The organism is Streptomyces sp. NBC_00984 (assembly GCF_045162475.1).
GTDB lineage: Bacteria > Actinomycetota > Actinomycetes > Streptomycetales > Streptomycetaceae > Streptomyces.
Map to the genome: position 1 here is coordinate 2,861,937 of NZ_CP108734.1, position 14,687 is coordinate 2,876,623.

Below are 14,687 nucleotides of genomic sequence, written 5' to 3' on the forward strand. Positions count from 1 at the left end.
AGCTGGTCTGCTGTTTCCAGGGGGCCGTCCACTCCCATGTCCCGGAGAGATCCAGATGAGCGTCCCCAGTGTCTACCGAGCCGCGCAGGCCACCGCCGCCGGCGGTCCTTTCGAGATCGTCGAGCGCGCGGTGCCGCAGCCGGGTCCGGGCCATGTCCGGGTGGCCGTGGACGCCTGCGGCGTCTGCCACAGCGACGCCCTCTTCGTGGACGACGCGCTCCCGGGCGTACGGTTCCCGGTGGTTCCCGGGCACGAGATCGCCGGCCGGATCGAAGAGCTCGGCGACGGCACGCAGAGCGCCTGGCAGGTGGGTGAGCGGGTGGCGGTGGGCTGGTTCGGCGGCAGCTGCCACCAGTGCACACCGTGCAGGCAGGGCGACTTCATGGTCTGCGTGAACCTGAAGGTGCCCGGGTGGGCGTACGACGGGGGCTATGCCGAGAGCGTCATCGTCCCGGCGGACGCCCTGGCCCGGATCCCCGACGCGCTGTCGGCGACCGACGCGGCGCCCATGGGCTGTGCGGGAGTGACCACGTACAACGGACTGCGGCGCAGCGTCGCCCGGCCGGGAGACCTGGTCGCCGTGCTCGGCATCGGCGGGCTGGGGCACCTGGGCGTGCAGTACGCGGCCGCGATGGGCTTCGAGACGGTTGCCATCGCCCGCGGAGCCGCCAAGGCCGACTTCGCCAAGGAGCTCGGCGCGCACCACTACATCGACAGCACCGCGGGCACCACCGTCGCGGACGCGCTGCAGTCCCTGGGCGGTGCCCGGGTCGTCCTGGCCACCGCCGCCAACTCCGCGGCCATCACCGCGACCGTGGAGGGGCTCGCGCCCCGCGGCGAGCTGGTGGCCATCGGCGCGGACCCGGAGCCGCTGGGGATCAGCCCGAACCAGTTGCTGATGACCGGCAAGGTCGTCCGGGGCCACCCGGCCGGCACCGCGCAGGACGTGCAGGACACCCTGGCGTTCAGCGCCCTGCACGGGATCCGCCCGATGACCGAGACCGTGCCGCTGGACGCGGCGGAGGAGGCGTACCGCAAGATGCTGTCCGGCGCCGCCCGCTTCCGGATGGTGCTCACCACCGCCTGACGCCCGAGGCCGCTGGTCCTCACCGCGATCGGCTCCGCTCCTCGGTACGGGCTTCGCCGCCCGCTCCGCCGGCCGGTACGAACGCCGAGCCCCTGAGCAGGACGACGGAGAGCACGGCGGCACCGAGCATCGCGGCCGCGGCACCGGCCGCGGCCATGTTCATGCTGTGTGTGAAGGCCCTGGACGCCGAGGAGAGCACCGTGTCCCGCAGGTGGTGCGGGAGCTGCCGGGCCACCGCGACCGCGCCTCCCAGGGTCTCCCGCGCGGCCTCGGGCACGACGCCGGGCACCGTACCGTTCATGTCCCGGCCGTAGACGGTGGCGCCGACCGAACCGAGCATCGCCATCCCCAGGGCACCGCCGAGCTCCTGCCCCGACTCGAGGACCGCGGCGGCGGAGCCCGCGCGCTCGGGCGGTGCGGCGCCGAGGGCGAGTTCATTGGCGAGGGTCATCGCGGAGACCAGCCCGCCCGCGTAGACGGCGGACCCGGCAAGTGTCGTCCAGAGCGGCGAGTCCACCCCGACACGGGTGAGCGAGAGGAAGCCCGCGGCGGAGACGACGAACCCGCCGCCCATGACGTATCCGCGGTCGAACCGCCGGGCGAACGCGGCGCCCGCCGGGGCGGCGACCATGACGCCGAGGGAAGGAACCAGGCTCCACATGGCCGCCTCGAAGGGGCTCTTCCCCAGGACGGACTGCACGTACTGGGAGAAGAACGCGGCGAATCCGACCGTGGCCGCCATCGCCAGCAGGTTGACGACGACCGGCCCGCCGAAGGAGCGGCGGCGCAGGAGCGCGAGGTCGACCATCGGGTGGTCGAGACGGGCCTGCCGGCGGAGGAAGACGAAGCCCAGGGCGAGTCCGACGGTGATTCCGAGAGCCGGCAGCGGCTGGTACCCGTGCTTGGCGAGCTCCTTGATGCCGTGGATCAGTGGCAGCAGCGCGGCGAGCGAGAGCACTGCGCTCAGGATGTCGAACCTGCCCTCGGCGGGGGCCTTCGACTCCGGCAACAGCAAGGGTGCGAGGACCAGCAGCAGTGCCATCGCGGGCAGGTTGACGAGGAACACGGAGCCCCACCAGAAGTGTTCGAGGAGCGCCCCGCTGACGACCGGGCCGACGGAGATGCCGGTGGCCAGTACGGTCGTCCAGAGGGCGACCGCCCGGGAGCGCTGCCCCGGGTCGTGGAAGAGGTTGCGCACGAGGGCGAGGGTGGACGGCATCAGACAGGCGCCGCCCACGCCGAGGAGAGCCCGAGCGGCGATCAGCGCCCCGGGGGACTGCGCGTAGGCGGCGGCGACCGAGGCGGCCGCGAACAGGACTGTGCCGGCGATGAGTACGGTCCGGCGGCCGATGCGGTCGCCGAGCGCGCCCATGGTGATGAGCAGTCCGGCGAGGACGAAGCCGTACATGTCCAGGATCCACAGCTGTTGGGTGGAGCCGGGTTCGAGGTCCGCGCCGATGGCCGGCAGGGCGTAGAAGAGGATGGAGACGTCCATCGAGACGAAGAGCAGCGGCAGCATCAGCACGCCGAGCGCGGTCCATTCACGACGTCCGGCACGCGGGGCGACGGGCTCCGGTGCGCCGGGGGCGGGTGGTGCCGGGATGTGTGGTCCTGAAGTCATGCCGGGAGCACAGCAGTTGCTCCGCGTACACCGCAAACACCGCCGTAGTGCACCTCCCGACCGGCTCCGCGAACCCCGCAGAATTCCGCGTGCTGAGCGGGCGTACGCCGTTCCGGGTGCACTAGTACAGTGCACCCGTGCCGACCGAATCGCCCTACCTCAGGATCGCCGGTGTACTCCGCCGCCGGATCGTCTCCGGTGAACTCGCCCCGGGTGACCGGGTGCCCTCCACCCGCGCGATCGTCCAGGAGTGGGGTGTCGCCATGGCGACCGCCACCAAGGCACTGTCGGCGCTGCGCGGTGAGGGCCTCGTGCGGGCGGTGCCGGGCGTCGGCACGGTCGTCGCCGAGCGGAGCGCACCGGGCCCCTCCGGCGCGGGCAACGGCCCCGCCCTGAGCCGTGAACGCATCGTGCGTACCGCCGTCGGACTGGCGGACGCCGAGGGGCTGCCCGCGGTGTCGATGCGCCGGGTCGCGACCATCCTGGCCACCTCCACCATGGCGCTGTACCGCCATGTGCCGGGCAAGGCGGAGCTGGTCCGGCTGATGTCGGACGAGGCCTTCGGGGAACGCCCGCTGGGTGCCGCACCCCAGGACTGGCGACCGGGGCTGGAACTCGCCGCCCGGTGGCTCCGGTCGGTGTACGGGCGCCATCCCTGGATGGCGCAGGCCGTGGCCTCCTTCACCCGGCCGACCGCGACCCCGCACGCGATGCGGTACACGGAGTGGGTGCTGCGCGCCCTCGCCGGAACCGGACTTCCGCCGCAGACGAAGCTGTACATCCACCTCACACTGTTCGCTCATGTCCAGGGGCTGGCAATGGCCGGCGAGCTGGAGTCGCAGGCGCGTCAGGACACCGGACTCTCCGCCGAGGAGTGGATGGTAAGAAATGAGCCACATTTCGACACCATCTCGGCCAGCGGCGAATACCCGTTCCTCAACTCACTGTTCGAACACGAGGAGTTCGAGCTCGACCTCGACATTCTCTTCGAATTCGGGCTGCGGAGGACGCTGGACGGCATCGCGGTGATGATCCGTGAAACGTCCGCTTAACGAACATGACCTTTCCGGCAACGGACGAGTTCCGGCCAAGTTGTTGACGCGGTCCTGACAGAGACGGCTTCCTGCTGACACTCTTCACCCCGTTCTGCGCACTTCTCGCTCACCCCGGACGGCTCACCGAGCCGCCGGTACCCCCCTCGCAGAAGGAGTCCGCGTGAGATCCACGCCCAGCCGTCGTGCCACCGCGACCGGCGCTCTGATAGCCGCAGCAGCCCTCCTCGCCGTCGGCGTCCAGACCGGAACGGCCACTGCCACTCCCAGCAGCGCCACAGCGGCGACCTCGGCGGCGGCCGGCGCCGACCACGGTGCCCTGGCCAAGCAGCTCTCCCCGTCCCAGCGCGCCGAGCTGATCCGCGAGGCCAACGCGAGCAAGGCGGACACGGCCAAGGACCTCGGTCTCGGTTCGCAGGAGAAGCTCGTCGTCAAGGACGTCATCCAGGACAACGACGGCACCACGCACACGCGTTACGAGCGCACCTTCGCCGGACTCCCGGTGCTCGGTGGCGACCTGGTCGTCCAGGAGACCAAGGCCGGCACCACCCAGAGCGTCACCAAGGCCTCCAAGGTCTCCAGCGCGCAGCTGAAGTCCGTGGACACGGCGGCCGACGTCGCTCCCGCGGTGGCCGAGAAGCAGGCACTCGGCCTCGCCAAGGCCGACGGATCCAAGAAGACCGAGGCCGACCGGGCACCGCGCAAGGTGGTCTGGATGGCGCAGGGCAAGCCGCAGCTCGCCTACGAGACCGTCGTCGGCGGCCTCCAGGAGGACGGCACCCCGAACCAGCTGCACGTCATCACCGACGCCACCACCGGCGCGAAGCTGTACGAGTGGCAGGGCATCGAGAACGGCACCGGCAACACCGAGTACAGCGGCCAGGTGACCCTCGGCACCGCCCCGTCGTACACGCTGACGGACACGGGCCGCGGCAACCACAAGACGTACAACCTGAACCACGGCAGCTCCGGCACCGGGACGCTGTACTCCAAGTCCACCGACGTGTGGGGCGACGGCACCCCGCAGAACTCGGAGACCGCCGCCGCGGACGCCCACTACGGCGCTGCGGAGACGTGGGACTACTACAAGAACGTGCAGGGCCGCACCGGCATCCGGGGCGACGGCGTCGGCGCGTACTCCCGCGTCCACTACGGCAACAACTACGTCAACGCCTTCTGGGACGACAGCTGCTTCTGCATGACCTACGGGGACGGCAGCGGCAACGCGAACCCGCTGACCGCCCTCGACGTGGCCGCGCACGAGATGACGCACGGTGTCACCTCGGCCACCGCCGACCTGGTCTACAGCGGCGAGTCCGGCGGCCTCAACGAGGCGACCAGCGACATCTTCGCCTCCGCGGTCGAGTTCTACGCCAACAACGCCAGTGACCCGGGCGACTACCTCATCGGCGAGAAGATCGACATCAACGGTGACGGCACCCCGCTGCGTTACCAGGACAAGCCGAGCAAGGACGGCGCGTCCAAGGACGCCTGGTACTCCGGCATCGGCAACGTCGACGTCCACTACTCCTCGGGCCCGGCGAACCACTTCTTCTACCTGCTCTCCGAGGGCAGCGGCGCCAAGGTCATCAACGGGGTCTCCTACGACTCCCCGACCTCCGACGGCCTGCCGGTGACCGGCATCGGCCGCGACAAGGCCGCGCTGATCTGGTTCAAGGCGCTCACCACCAAGTTCACCTCCACCACGAACTACGCGGCGGCCCGCACCGGCGCCCTCGCCGCGGCCGGTGAGCTGTACGGCACGACCAGCGCCGAGTACAAGGCCGTCGGAGACGCCTTTGCCGCCATCAACGTCGGCACCCGCGACGGCGGCAACCCCGACCCGGGCGGCAAGGTCTTCGAAAGCAAGACGTCGGTCGCCATCCCGGACCGCGGTGCGGCCGTCACCAGCTCGGTCAACGTCACCGGTGTCACCGGCAACGCGCCCAGCGCCCTCAAGGTCGACGTGGACATCACCCACACCTACCGCGGTGACCTGGTCGTCGACCTCGTCGCCCCGGACGGCACGGCCTACCGGCTGAAGAACTCCTCGGCCGGCGACCCGGCGGACGACGTCCGCGGCACCTACACGGTCAACGCGTCCTCCGAGGTGGCCAACGGCACCTGGAAGCTCAAGGTCCAGGACGTCTACTCGGGTGACACGGGCAAGATCAACAGCTTCAAGCTCACCTTCTGAACCCCGCACCGGTCATGAACCGGTGACCACCGCCCGGCAGGAGCTCGCGCCCCTGCCGGGCGGTTCCGTGTCGGAGCCCGTCGGGTGACCTCCGACCGGCTCTCAGCGCATCAGCACGCCCGCACCGTCCCCCGCCGCCTCCGGGGGCAGCGCCACCAGGCCGAGTTCCGCTCCGGTCGCCAGCAGCGGATGGGCCGGAAGCACCCGCACCGTGTAGCCGTACGGCCCCGTGCGGTCGAGGGCGAGCGGCCCCTCGTAGAGCCAGCGGCCCTCCAGGTCCTGGCCCCCGGCCGGTTTCAGCGGGAAGACCTGGGCGTCCGAGATCCCGTCGGCGGCGTCCACCCGGCCGGCCACCGCCTGCACCTCCACGTCGTCCGGCTCCAGCACCCCGAGGGCGACCCTGGCCCGGAGCGTCAGCGTCGCCCCCAGCTCGGCCGAACCGTCCGCCGCGGTGGGCGCCACGGCCTCCACGTGGTCGACGGCCACGCGCGGCCAGGCGGCACGGGCCCTGGCCTTCCAGTCGGCGAGCCGGCGCGCCGTCCCGGGGTCCAGCGCGCGCCGGGCGCGCGCGGCGGGCGCGTACAGCCGTTCCACGTACTCGCACACCATCCGCCCGGCCAGCACCTTGGGACCGAGCGTGCCCAGCGTGCGGCGGACCATCTCGATCCAGCGCTCCGGAAGCCCCTCGTCGCCCCGGTCGTAGAAGCGGGGCGCGACCCTGTCCTCGATCAGCTCGTAGAGGGCGGCGGCCTCCAGATCGTCCCGGCGGTCCTCGTCCAGGGCCAGACCGTCGGCGGTCGGGATCGCCCAGCCGAAGTCCGGCTCGAACCACTCGTCCCACCAGCCGTCGAGCACCGAGAGGTTGAGGCAGCCGTTGAGCGCGGCCTTCATCCCGCTCGTACCGCAGGCCTCCAGCGGGCGCAGCGGATTGTTCAGCCATACGTCGCAGCCCGGGTAGAGCTTCTGCGCCATGGCCATCCCGTAGTCCGGCAGGAAGACGATGCGGTGGCGCACCCGGGGATCGTCGGAGAACCGCACCAGCTCCTGCACCAGCCGTTTTCCGCCGTCGTCGGCGGGGTGGGCCTTGCCCGCGACGACGATCTGGATCGGGCGGGTCGGGTGGAGCAGCAGTTCCATCAGCCGGTCGCGGTCGCGCAGCATCAGCGTGAGCCGCTTGTACGAGGGAACGCGCCGGGCGAACCCGATCGTCAGCACGTCCGGGTCCAGCACGCCGTCGATCCAGCCGAGTTCGGCCGGCTCGGCGCCCCGGGCGCGCCATGAGGCGTGCAGCCGTTCGCGCACCTCGGTGACCAGCTGTCCGCGCAGGGACCGCCGCAGGTCCCACAGTTCCCGGTCCGGGACCTCGGCGGCGGAGTCCCAGCGTCCGGGCGTGCCGCCGTATCGGCTGCGCAGCCGGAAGACCTCGGGCGCCACCCAGGTGGGTGCGTGGACCCCGTTGGTCACCGAGGTGATCGGCACCTCGGCCGCGTCGAAGCCCGGCCACAGCCCGGCGAACATCTCCCGGCTGACCGAGCCGTGGAGGGTGGAGACCCCGTTGGCCCGCTGGGCGAGCCGCAGTCCCATCACCGCCATGTTGAAGAGACCGGCCTCACCGTCGGGGCGGGTCTCCATGCCCAGCTGCAGGATGCGTTCGGCGGCCACGCCCGGGAGTTCGCCGTCTTCGCCGAAGTGCCGGGCGACGAGTTCGCGGTCGAAGCGGTCGATCCCGGCGGGCACGGGTGTGTGGGTGGTGAAGACCGTGCCGGCCCGTACGGACTCCACCGCGGAGTCGAAGTCCAGCCCGGTGCCGGAGAGTTCACGGATGCGTTCGAGTCCGAGGAAGCCGGCGTGCCCCTCGTTGGTGTGGAACACCTCGGGTTCCGGGTGCCCCGTGAGCCGGCAGTACGTCCGCACGGCCCGTACGCCGCCGATGCCCAGGAGCATCTCCTGGAGGAGCCGGTGCTCGCTGCCGCCGCCGTACAGCCGGTCGGTCACCTCGCGTTCGCCCGGCGCGTTCTCCTCCACGTCGGAGTCGAGCATCAGCAGCGGTACGCGTCCGACCCGGGCCTGCCAGATGTGGGCGTGCAGCGAACGGCCGCCGGGCAGCGACAGCACCACCCGGCTCGGGCTTCCGTCGGCCTCGCGCAGCAGGGCGACCGGGAGCTCGTTCGGATCGAGTACCGGATAGTGCTCCTGCTGCCAGCCGTCGCGCGACAGGCTCTGGCGGAAGTAGCCGTGCCGGTAGAGCAGGCCGACCCCGACGAGGGGGACGCCCAGATCGCTGGCGGCCTTGAGATGGTCGCCGGCGAGGATGCCGAGCCCGCCGGAGTACTGGGGCAGGGCCGCGGTCACTCCGAACTCGGGCGAGAAGTAGGCGACAGCGGCCGGGAGTTGTGCTCCCTGCTCCAGCTGCTCCTGGTACCACCTGGGTCCGTGCAGGTAGTCCCGGAGGCCCTGGGACGCCTCGGCCAGCCGGTGCAGGAACTGCTGGTCCCGGGCCAGCTCGGCGAGTCGTCCGGCGGATACGGCACCGAGCAGCCGCACCGGATCGCATTCCGCCGTCCGCCGGACCTCCGGGTCGACGGCCTGGAACAGCTCACGGGTCTCGGTGTGCCAGGACCAGCGCAGATTGTGGGCGAGGTCGCTGAGCGGTCGAAGGGGTTCGGGGAGGACGGGGCGCACGGTGAACCGACGAATGGCCTTCACGTGTTCCACCTTTACAGGGGACGTACGGATCCGAGGGGACGCACCACGGTGTGCGGCGCTCCGTCACCCTCGACGGCAGTGGCGGGCCCCGTCCCATCCGTAACCGGATTCCCGCACGGCCCCTCCAGGCACATCGACCACACAGGTAATGGCCGATTCCATTCCCCCGTTCGGTCTTGTGGCACTCCACGCCAAGGAGAAAGCTGCCCAGTGGCGTCCGGGGGCACCGGCGGGCCCGCGCACACGGGGCGACGCCCGGTGCGAACAGGTCGTCATGAATACGCCCGAGTAGTTGACAGAATCACTGGATTGGCCCACCGGGAATCGTGGGAAGGCTTCTCCGGTACACAGCCCGAGTGCGCACCGGGCACCAGATGAATACCGCCCGAATGCAGCAAGAATGCGAGGCATCCGCGGGTGTGGAGTCCATCCGGTTCACATGCTCGAAACATACCCGCGCCCGGGTCATTCGACTGCCATTCGAGTGAATGCGGACAGGAGCGGCCATGCCCACACCCCACCAGCCGTCGACGGAACAGCTAGAAAGGACGGACCCCATCGGTAGCGGTGCGCGCATTTCGCCCTCCGCCACTGTGCCGCGCCCCGTTCAGCCCGAACCCCAGTCCCCAGGTGATTCCATGATCGGTCGCATTCCCGTCCTCGACGTCCGTCCCCTCGTCGACTGCGGCAGAAGGCCCGCCAAGGCCGTCGCCGATGAGACCTTCCAGGTCACCGCGACCGTCTTCCGCGAGGGCCACGAGGCCGTCGCCGCCAATGTGGTCCTGGTGGACCCGAGCGGGCGCCCCGGTCCGTGGACGCCGATGCGCGAGCTCGCCCCCGGCACCGACCGCTGGGGCGCCGAGGTCACCCCGGTCTCCGAGGGCCGCTGGACGTATACGGTCGAGGCCTGGAGCGATCCGGTCACCACCTGGCGGCAGCACGCCCGGATCAAGATTCCGGCGGGGATCGACACCGCGCTCGTCCTGGCGGAGGGTGCCGAGCTGTACGAGCGGGCCGCCGGGGGCGTGCCCAAGCGGGACGGCCGCGAGGTGGTGCTGGCCGCCGTCGACGCGCTGCGCGACGCGTCCCGCCCGGCCGCCGCCCGGCTGGCCGCGGCGCTCGCCCCCGAGGCGCAGGCCGCGCTCGCCCGCCATCCGCTGCGCGAACTGGTCAGCGCGTCCCGGCCGCTGCCGCTGGTGGTCGAGCGCCGACGGGCCCTGTTCGGCTCCTGGTACGAGCTGTTCCCGCGCTCGGAGGGGGCCAGGGTCGAACCGGCCGCGCCGACGAGGAGGAAGGGCGGGGCGGGCAGGGCCGGAAAGCCTGCGAGGATCGTCAGCGGCACCTTCCGCACGGCCGGCGAGCGGCTTCCCGCGGTCGCCGCGATGGGCTTCGACGTGGTCTATCTCCCGCCGATCCACCCCATCGGAACCACCCACCGCAAGGGCCCCAACAACTCGCTCTCCCCCGCCCCGCACGACGTGGGGGTGCCGTGGGCGATCGGCTCCGCGGAGGGCGGTCACGACGCCGTCCATCCCGGACTCGGCACCCTCGACGACTTCGATCATTTCGTCAGGACAGCCCGCGATCTGCGCATGGAGATCGCCCTCGATTTCGCGCTCCAGTGCTCTCCCGACCACCCCTGGGTGGAGAAACACCCGGAGTGGTTCCACCATCGCGCGGACGGCTCGATCGCCTATGCCGAGAATCCGCCGAAGAAATACCAGGACATCTATCCGATCGCCTTCGACAAGGATCTGCGCGGACTGGTCGCCGAGACCGTGCGCATTCTGCGGTTCTGGATGGATCACGGGGTGCGGATCTTCCGTGTCGACAATCCGCACACCAAGCCGGTGATCTTCTGGGAGAAGGTGATCGCGGACATCAACCGGACCGACCCCGATGTGATCTTTCTGGCCGAGGCATTCACCCGGCCTGCGATGATGAAGACGCTCGCGACCATCGGCTTCCAGCAGTCCTACACATATTTCACCTGGCGCAACACCGGGCAGGAAATCACCGAATACGTCACGGAGTTGTCCGGCGAAACCGCTTCCTACATGCGGCCCAACTTCTTCGTGAACACGCCGGACATCCTGTCCGGCTATCTCCAGGACGGAGGCCGCCCGGCCTTCGAGACGCGGGCCGTCCTCGCCGCGACGCTCTCCCCCTCCTGGGGTGTGTACGCGGGCTACGAGCTGTGCGAGAACACCCCGGTCCGGCCCGGCAGTGAGGAGTACCTCGACTCGGAGAAGTACCAGATCCGGCCCAGGGACTGGGAGTCGGCGGAGCGCGAGGGCCGTTCGCTGGCCCCGCTCATCACCACGCTCAACCGCGTCAGGCGCCGCAACCCGGCTCTGCAGCAACTGCGCGACGTGCACTTCCACTCCACCGACAACGACGCGTTGATCGCGTACAGCAAGCGTTCGGGGTCGAACATCGTTCTGGTGGTCGTCAACCTCGACCCGCACCACACCCACGAGGCCACGGTCTCGTTGGACATGCCGCGACTCGGCCTCGACCGGCACGAGCGCGTGCCGGTGCGCGACGAGCTCACCGGCGATACCTATCACTGGGGCAGGACCTTCTATGTGCGTCTGGAGCCGGGCGTCACGCCCGCGCACATCGTCGTCCTGCGACCGTCCCCGCCGACCGGAGGGTCACCCACACCATGATCGTCAATGAGCCTGTCCACGACACGTTCGAGGACACCCCGGCCAAGGACCGCGATCCCGACTGGTTCAAGCGCGCCGTCTTCTACGAGGTCCTCGTCAGGTCCTTCCAGGACTCCAACGGCGACGGCATCGGCGACCTCAAGGGCATCACCGCCAAACTGGACTATCTGCAGTGGCTGGGCGTCGACTGCCTCTGGCTGCCGCCGTTCTTCAAGTCGCCGCTGCGCGACGGCGGTTACGACGTCTCCGACTACACCGCCGTGCTGCCGGAGTTCGGTGATCTGGCCGACTTCGTGGAGTTCGTCGACGCCGCGCACCAGCGCGGGATGCGCGTGATCATCGACTTCGTCATGAACCACACGAGCGATCAGCACGACTGGTTCCAGCAGTCCCGCACCGACCCGGAGGGGCCGTACGGCGACTACTACGTCTGGGCCGACGACGACAAGCAGTTCCCGGACGCCCGGATCATCTTCGTGGACACGGAGACGTCCAACTGGACCTTCGACCCGGTGCGCAAGCAGTACTACTGGCACCGGTTCTTCTCCCACCAGCCCGATCTCAACTACGAGAACCCGGCGGTGCAGGAGGAGATCATCTCCGCGCTCCGCTTCTGGCTGGACCTCGGCATCGACGGTTTCCGGGTGGACGCCGTGCCGTATCTCTACCAGCGGGAGGGCACCAACTGCGAGAACCTCCCGGAGACGCACGACTTCCTCAAGCGGGTCCGCAAGGAGATCGACGCGCACTACCCGGACACCGTGCTGCTCGCCGAGGCCAACCAGTGGCCGGAGGACGTCGTCGACTACTTCGGCGAGTACCGGGCCGGCGGCGACGAGTGCCACATGGCGTTCCACTTCCCCGTGATGCCGCGGATCTTCATGGCCGTCCGGCGCGAGAGCCGCTACCCGGTCTCCGAGATCCTGGCGAAGACACCGGCGATCCCGAAGAACTGCCAGTGGGGCATCTTCCTGCGCAACCACGACGAACTCACCCTCGAAATGGTCACGGACGAAGAGCGCGACTACATGTACGCGGAGTACGCCAAGGATCCGCGCATGCGGGCCAACATCGGCATCCGGCGGCGGCTCGCGCCCCTGCTGGACAACGACCGCAACCAGATCGAGCTGTTCACCGCGCTGCTGCTGTCCCTGCCCGGCTCCCCGATCCTCTACTACGGGGACGAGATCGGGATGGGCGACAACATCTGGCTCGGCGACCGGGACGCGGTACGCACCCCGATGCAGTGGACGCCCGACCGGAACGCCGGGTTCTCCTCCAGCGACCCGGGGCGGCTCTACCTCCCCACGATCATGGATCCGGTCTACGGCTACCAAGTCACCAATGTCGAGGCGTCGATGGCGTCGCCGTCGTCGCTGCTGCACTGGACGCGGCGGATGATCGAGATCCGTAAGCAGAACCCCGCCTTCGGTCTCGGCTCGTACAACGAACTGCCGTCGTCGAACCCGGCCGTGCTCGCCTTCACTCGTGAGCACGGGGACGATCTCGTGCTGTGCGTGCACAACTTCTCGCGGTTCGCGCAGCCGACGGAGCTCGATCTGCGGTCGTTCACCGGGCGTCATCCGGTGGAGCTGATCGGCGGGGTGCGCTTCCCCGCCGTCGGTCAATGGCCCTACCTGCTGACTCTCGCGGGGCACGGCTTCTACTGGTTCCGGCTGCGCAAGGACGCGCCGCCGAACTGACCGGACACCCTCTCCCACACCGACCGCGGGGCGGTTTCCGCCGCCCCGCACGGGGCACCCTCCCCCACATCGCACACGCGTACGGCCCCTTCCGGGTCCCATCTGGCGTTTCGATCCCATCGAGTCGAGTCCGTACGGACCATCCTGACCCGACACGTCCCGCACAGCCGGACAGCTATTGCCGCAATCCGGGACACTCTTCGCATCCTGTGGTGTGCCCGGGGAAAGGACGCGATGCCATGTCGGAGGCTGCATCCACTCGGGTCGCCCTGGCTGACAGCACAGCTCTGCTCCCGTCTCTCGCACCCCTGCTGCACGAATGGCTGCCCCGGCAGCGTTGGTTCGCGGGCAAGGGGCGGCCGGTCACCGCGTTCTCGCTGGTGTCGGCGACCGAAATACTGCCGGTGGGCACCGGTTCCGTCGCCGCCGGAACCGGAACCGGGCTGCTCCATCTGCTGGTCCGGGCCCATCAGCCGGCCACGCCCGCGCAGTCGCCGGACGACTGCTACCAACTGCTGCTCGGCGTACGGGCCGCGCTGCCGCCCCGGCTGGCGCCCGCGCTCATCGGCCGGGTGACCGAGGGGCCGCTGGCCGGCCGCACCGTCTACGAGGGGCTGCACGACCCGCGCCTCGCCGGACTCCTGCTGGAACGATTCCGTACCCCCGGCACGCTCGGCGCCCTGCGCTTCGACCGGAGCGGTCCGGCCATCGCCGCGGAACTCGCACCGCGGCTGCTCGAAACCGACCAGTCCAACACCTCGCTCGTCTACGGCGACGCCTACATCCTCAAGATCTTCCGCCGCATCTTCCCGGGCACCAACCCCGACCTGGAACTTCCGCTGGCGCTCGCACAGGAGGGCTGCGGGCGGGTGCCCGCCCCCGTCGCCTGGTTCGAGTCCATCACCCCCCGGCCGCTCACCCTCGGTGTGCTCCAGCCGTTCCTGAGCGGCGCCGAGGACGGCTGGCGGCTCGCCCTGCGCGCCCTGGCCACGGGCCTGGACTTCACCGACGAGGCACACGCGCTGGGCCGGGCCACCGCCGAGGTGCACACCGCGCTCGCCGCCGCGCTGCCGACGCCCGCCCTGCACCGCGCCCAGACCGAGCGCCTCGCCGCCTCGATGGTGCGCCGGCTGGAGGCCGCCGCCCAGGCGGTGCCGGAGCTCGTGCCGTACGTCCCCGGGCTGCGTGCCGCCTTCGACGCGGTGGCCGCGCTGGGGCACCGGGGGCGCGACTGGGCGGCCCAGCGGGTGCACGGCGATCTCCATCTCGGCCAGACCCTGCGCGCGGCCGACGGTTTCTGGTCACTGATCGACTTCGAGGGCGAACCGGCCAGACCGCTGCCCGAGCGCCGCCGGCCGCAGCTCCCGGTGCGCGACATCGCCGGGATGCTCCGCTCCTTCGACTACGCGGCCCGCTCGCACCGCCCGTGGAACGCCGACTGGGCGGCCCGCTGCCGGACCGCCTACTGCGAGGGGTACGCCGACGCGGCGGGCGTCGACCCGCGCAGCGAACCGGAGTTGCTGCGCGCCCATGAGACCGACAAGGCGGTGTACGAGGTGCTGTACGAGGCACGGCACCGGCCCGACTGGCTTCCGGTCCCGATGGCCGCGATCCACCGTCTGGCCGCCGCCGACGACTGACGGCCCGGC

At 70.5% G+C, this 14,687-nt stretch carries 8 protein-coding genes; 6 read left to right on the top strand and 2 right to left on the bottom strand.

Annotated features, from left to right (window positions below; genetic code table 11):
• Nucleotides 1-55: 55 nt before the first annotated feature.
• Nucleotides 56-1,087, top strand: a complete 1,032-nt coding sequence (locus tag OG520_RS12315) for an alcohol dehydrogenase (protein ID WP_406013203.1) — start codon at nt 56-58, stop codon at nt 1,085-1,087.
• A gap of 19 nt (nt 1,088-1,106) precedes the next feature.
• Here the strand turns inward: OG520_RS12315 and OG520_RS12320 are convergent, their stop codons facing one another.
• Complete coding sequence (locus OG520_RS12320; protein ID WP_406013204.1) at nt 1,107-2,708, bottom strand: MFS transporter; 1,602 nt, start codon at nt 2,706-2,708, stop codon at nt 1,107-1,109.
• 137 nt (nt 2,709-2,845) lie between these two features.
• Here OG520_RS12320 and OG520_RS12325 point away from each other — a divergent pair, with 137 nt between their 5' ends.
• Both OG520_RS12325 and OG520_RS12330 read left to right on the top strand, forming a co-directional pair.
• Nucleotides 2,846-3,760 (top strand): TetR/AcrR family transcriptional regulator C-terminal domain-containing protein, encoded by a 915-nt coding sequence (locus OG520_RS12325; RefSeq protein ID WP_406013205.1) that lies wholly within the window; start codon nt 2,846-2,848, stop codon nt 3,758-3,760.
• A gap of 163 nt (nt 3,761-3,923) precedes the next feature.
• Nucleotides 3,924-5,957 (top strand): M4 family metallopeptidase, encoded by a 2,034-nt coding sequence (locus OG520_RS12330; protein WP_406013206.1) that lies wholly within the window; start codon nt 3,924-3,926, stop codon nt 5,955-5,957.
• 102 nt (nt 5,958-6,059) lie between these two features.
• Here the strand turns inward: OG520_RS12330 and glgP are convergent, their stop codons facing one another.
• Nucleotides 6,060-8,663, bottom strand: a complete 2,604-nt coding sequence (glgP, locus tag OG520_RS12335) for an alpha-glucan family phosphorylase (RefSeq protein WP_399333947.1) — start codon at nt 8,661-8,663, stop codon at nt 6,060-6,062.
• A gap of 638 nt (nt 8,664-9,301) precedes the next feature.
• On the opposite strand from glgP, the gene OG520_RS12340 reads away from it, so the two are divergent.
• The 3 genes from OG520_RS12340 to OG520_RS12350 all read left to right on the top strand — a co-directional run bounded on the left by OG520_RS12340 (nt 9,302) and on the right by OG520_RS12350 (nt 14,678).
• Complete coding sequence (locus tag OG520_RS12340; RefSeq protein ID WP_406013207.1) at nt 9,302-11,335, top strand: alpha-1,4-glucan--maltose-1-phosphate maltosyltransferase; 2,034 nt, start codon at nt 9,302-9,304, stop codon at nt 11,333-11,335.
• Nucleotides 11,332-13,038: a maltose alpha-D-glucosyltransferase gene (gene treS / locus OG520_RS12345; protein WP_399333951.1), complete on the top strand. Its 1,707-nt coding sequence runs from the start codon at nt 11,332-11,334 to the stop codon at nt 13,036-13,038. Before OG520_RS12340 ends, treS begins: the two co-directional genes overlap by 4 nt.
• Before the next feature lie 239 nt (nt 13,039-13,277).
• Complete coding sequence (locus OG520_RS12350; RefSeq protein ID WP_406013208.1) at nt 13,278-14,678, top strand: maltokinase N-terminal cap-like domain-containing protein; 1,401 nt, start codon at nt 13,278-13,280, stop codon at nt 14,676-14,678.
• Nucleotides 14,679-14,687 lie beyond the last annotated feature (9 nt).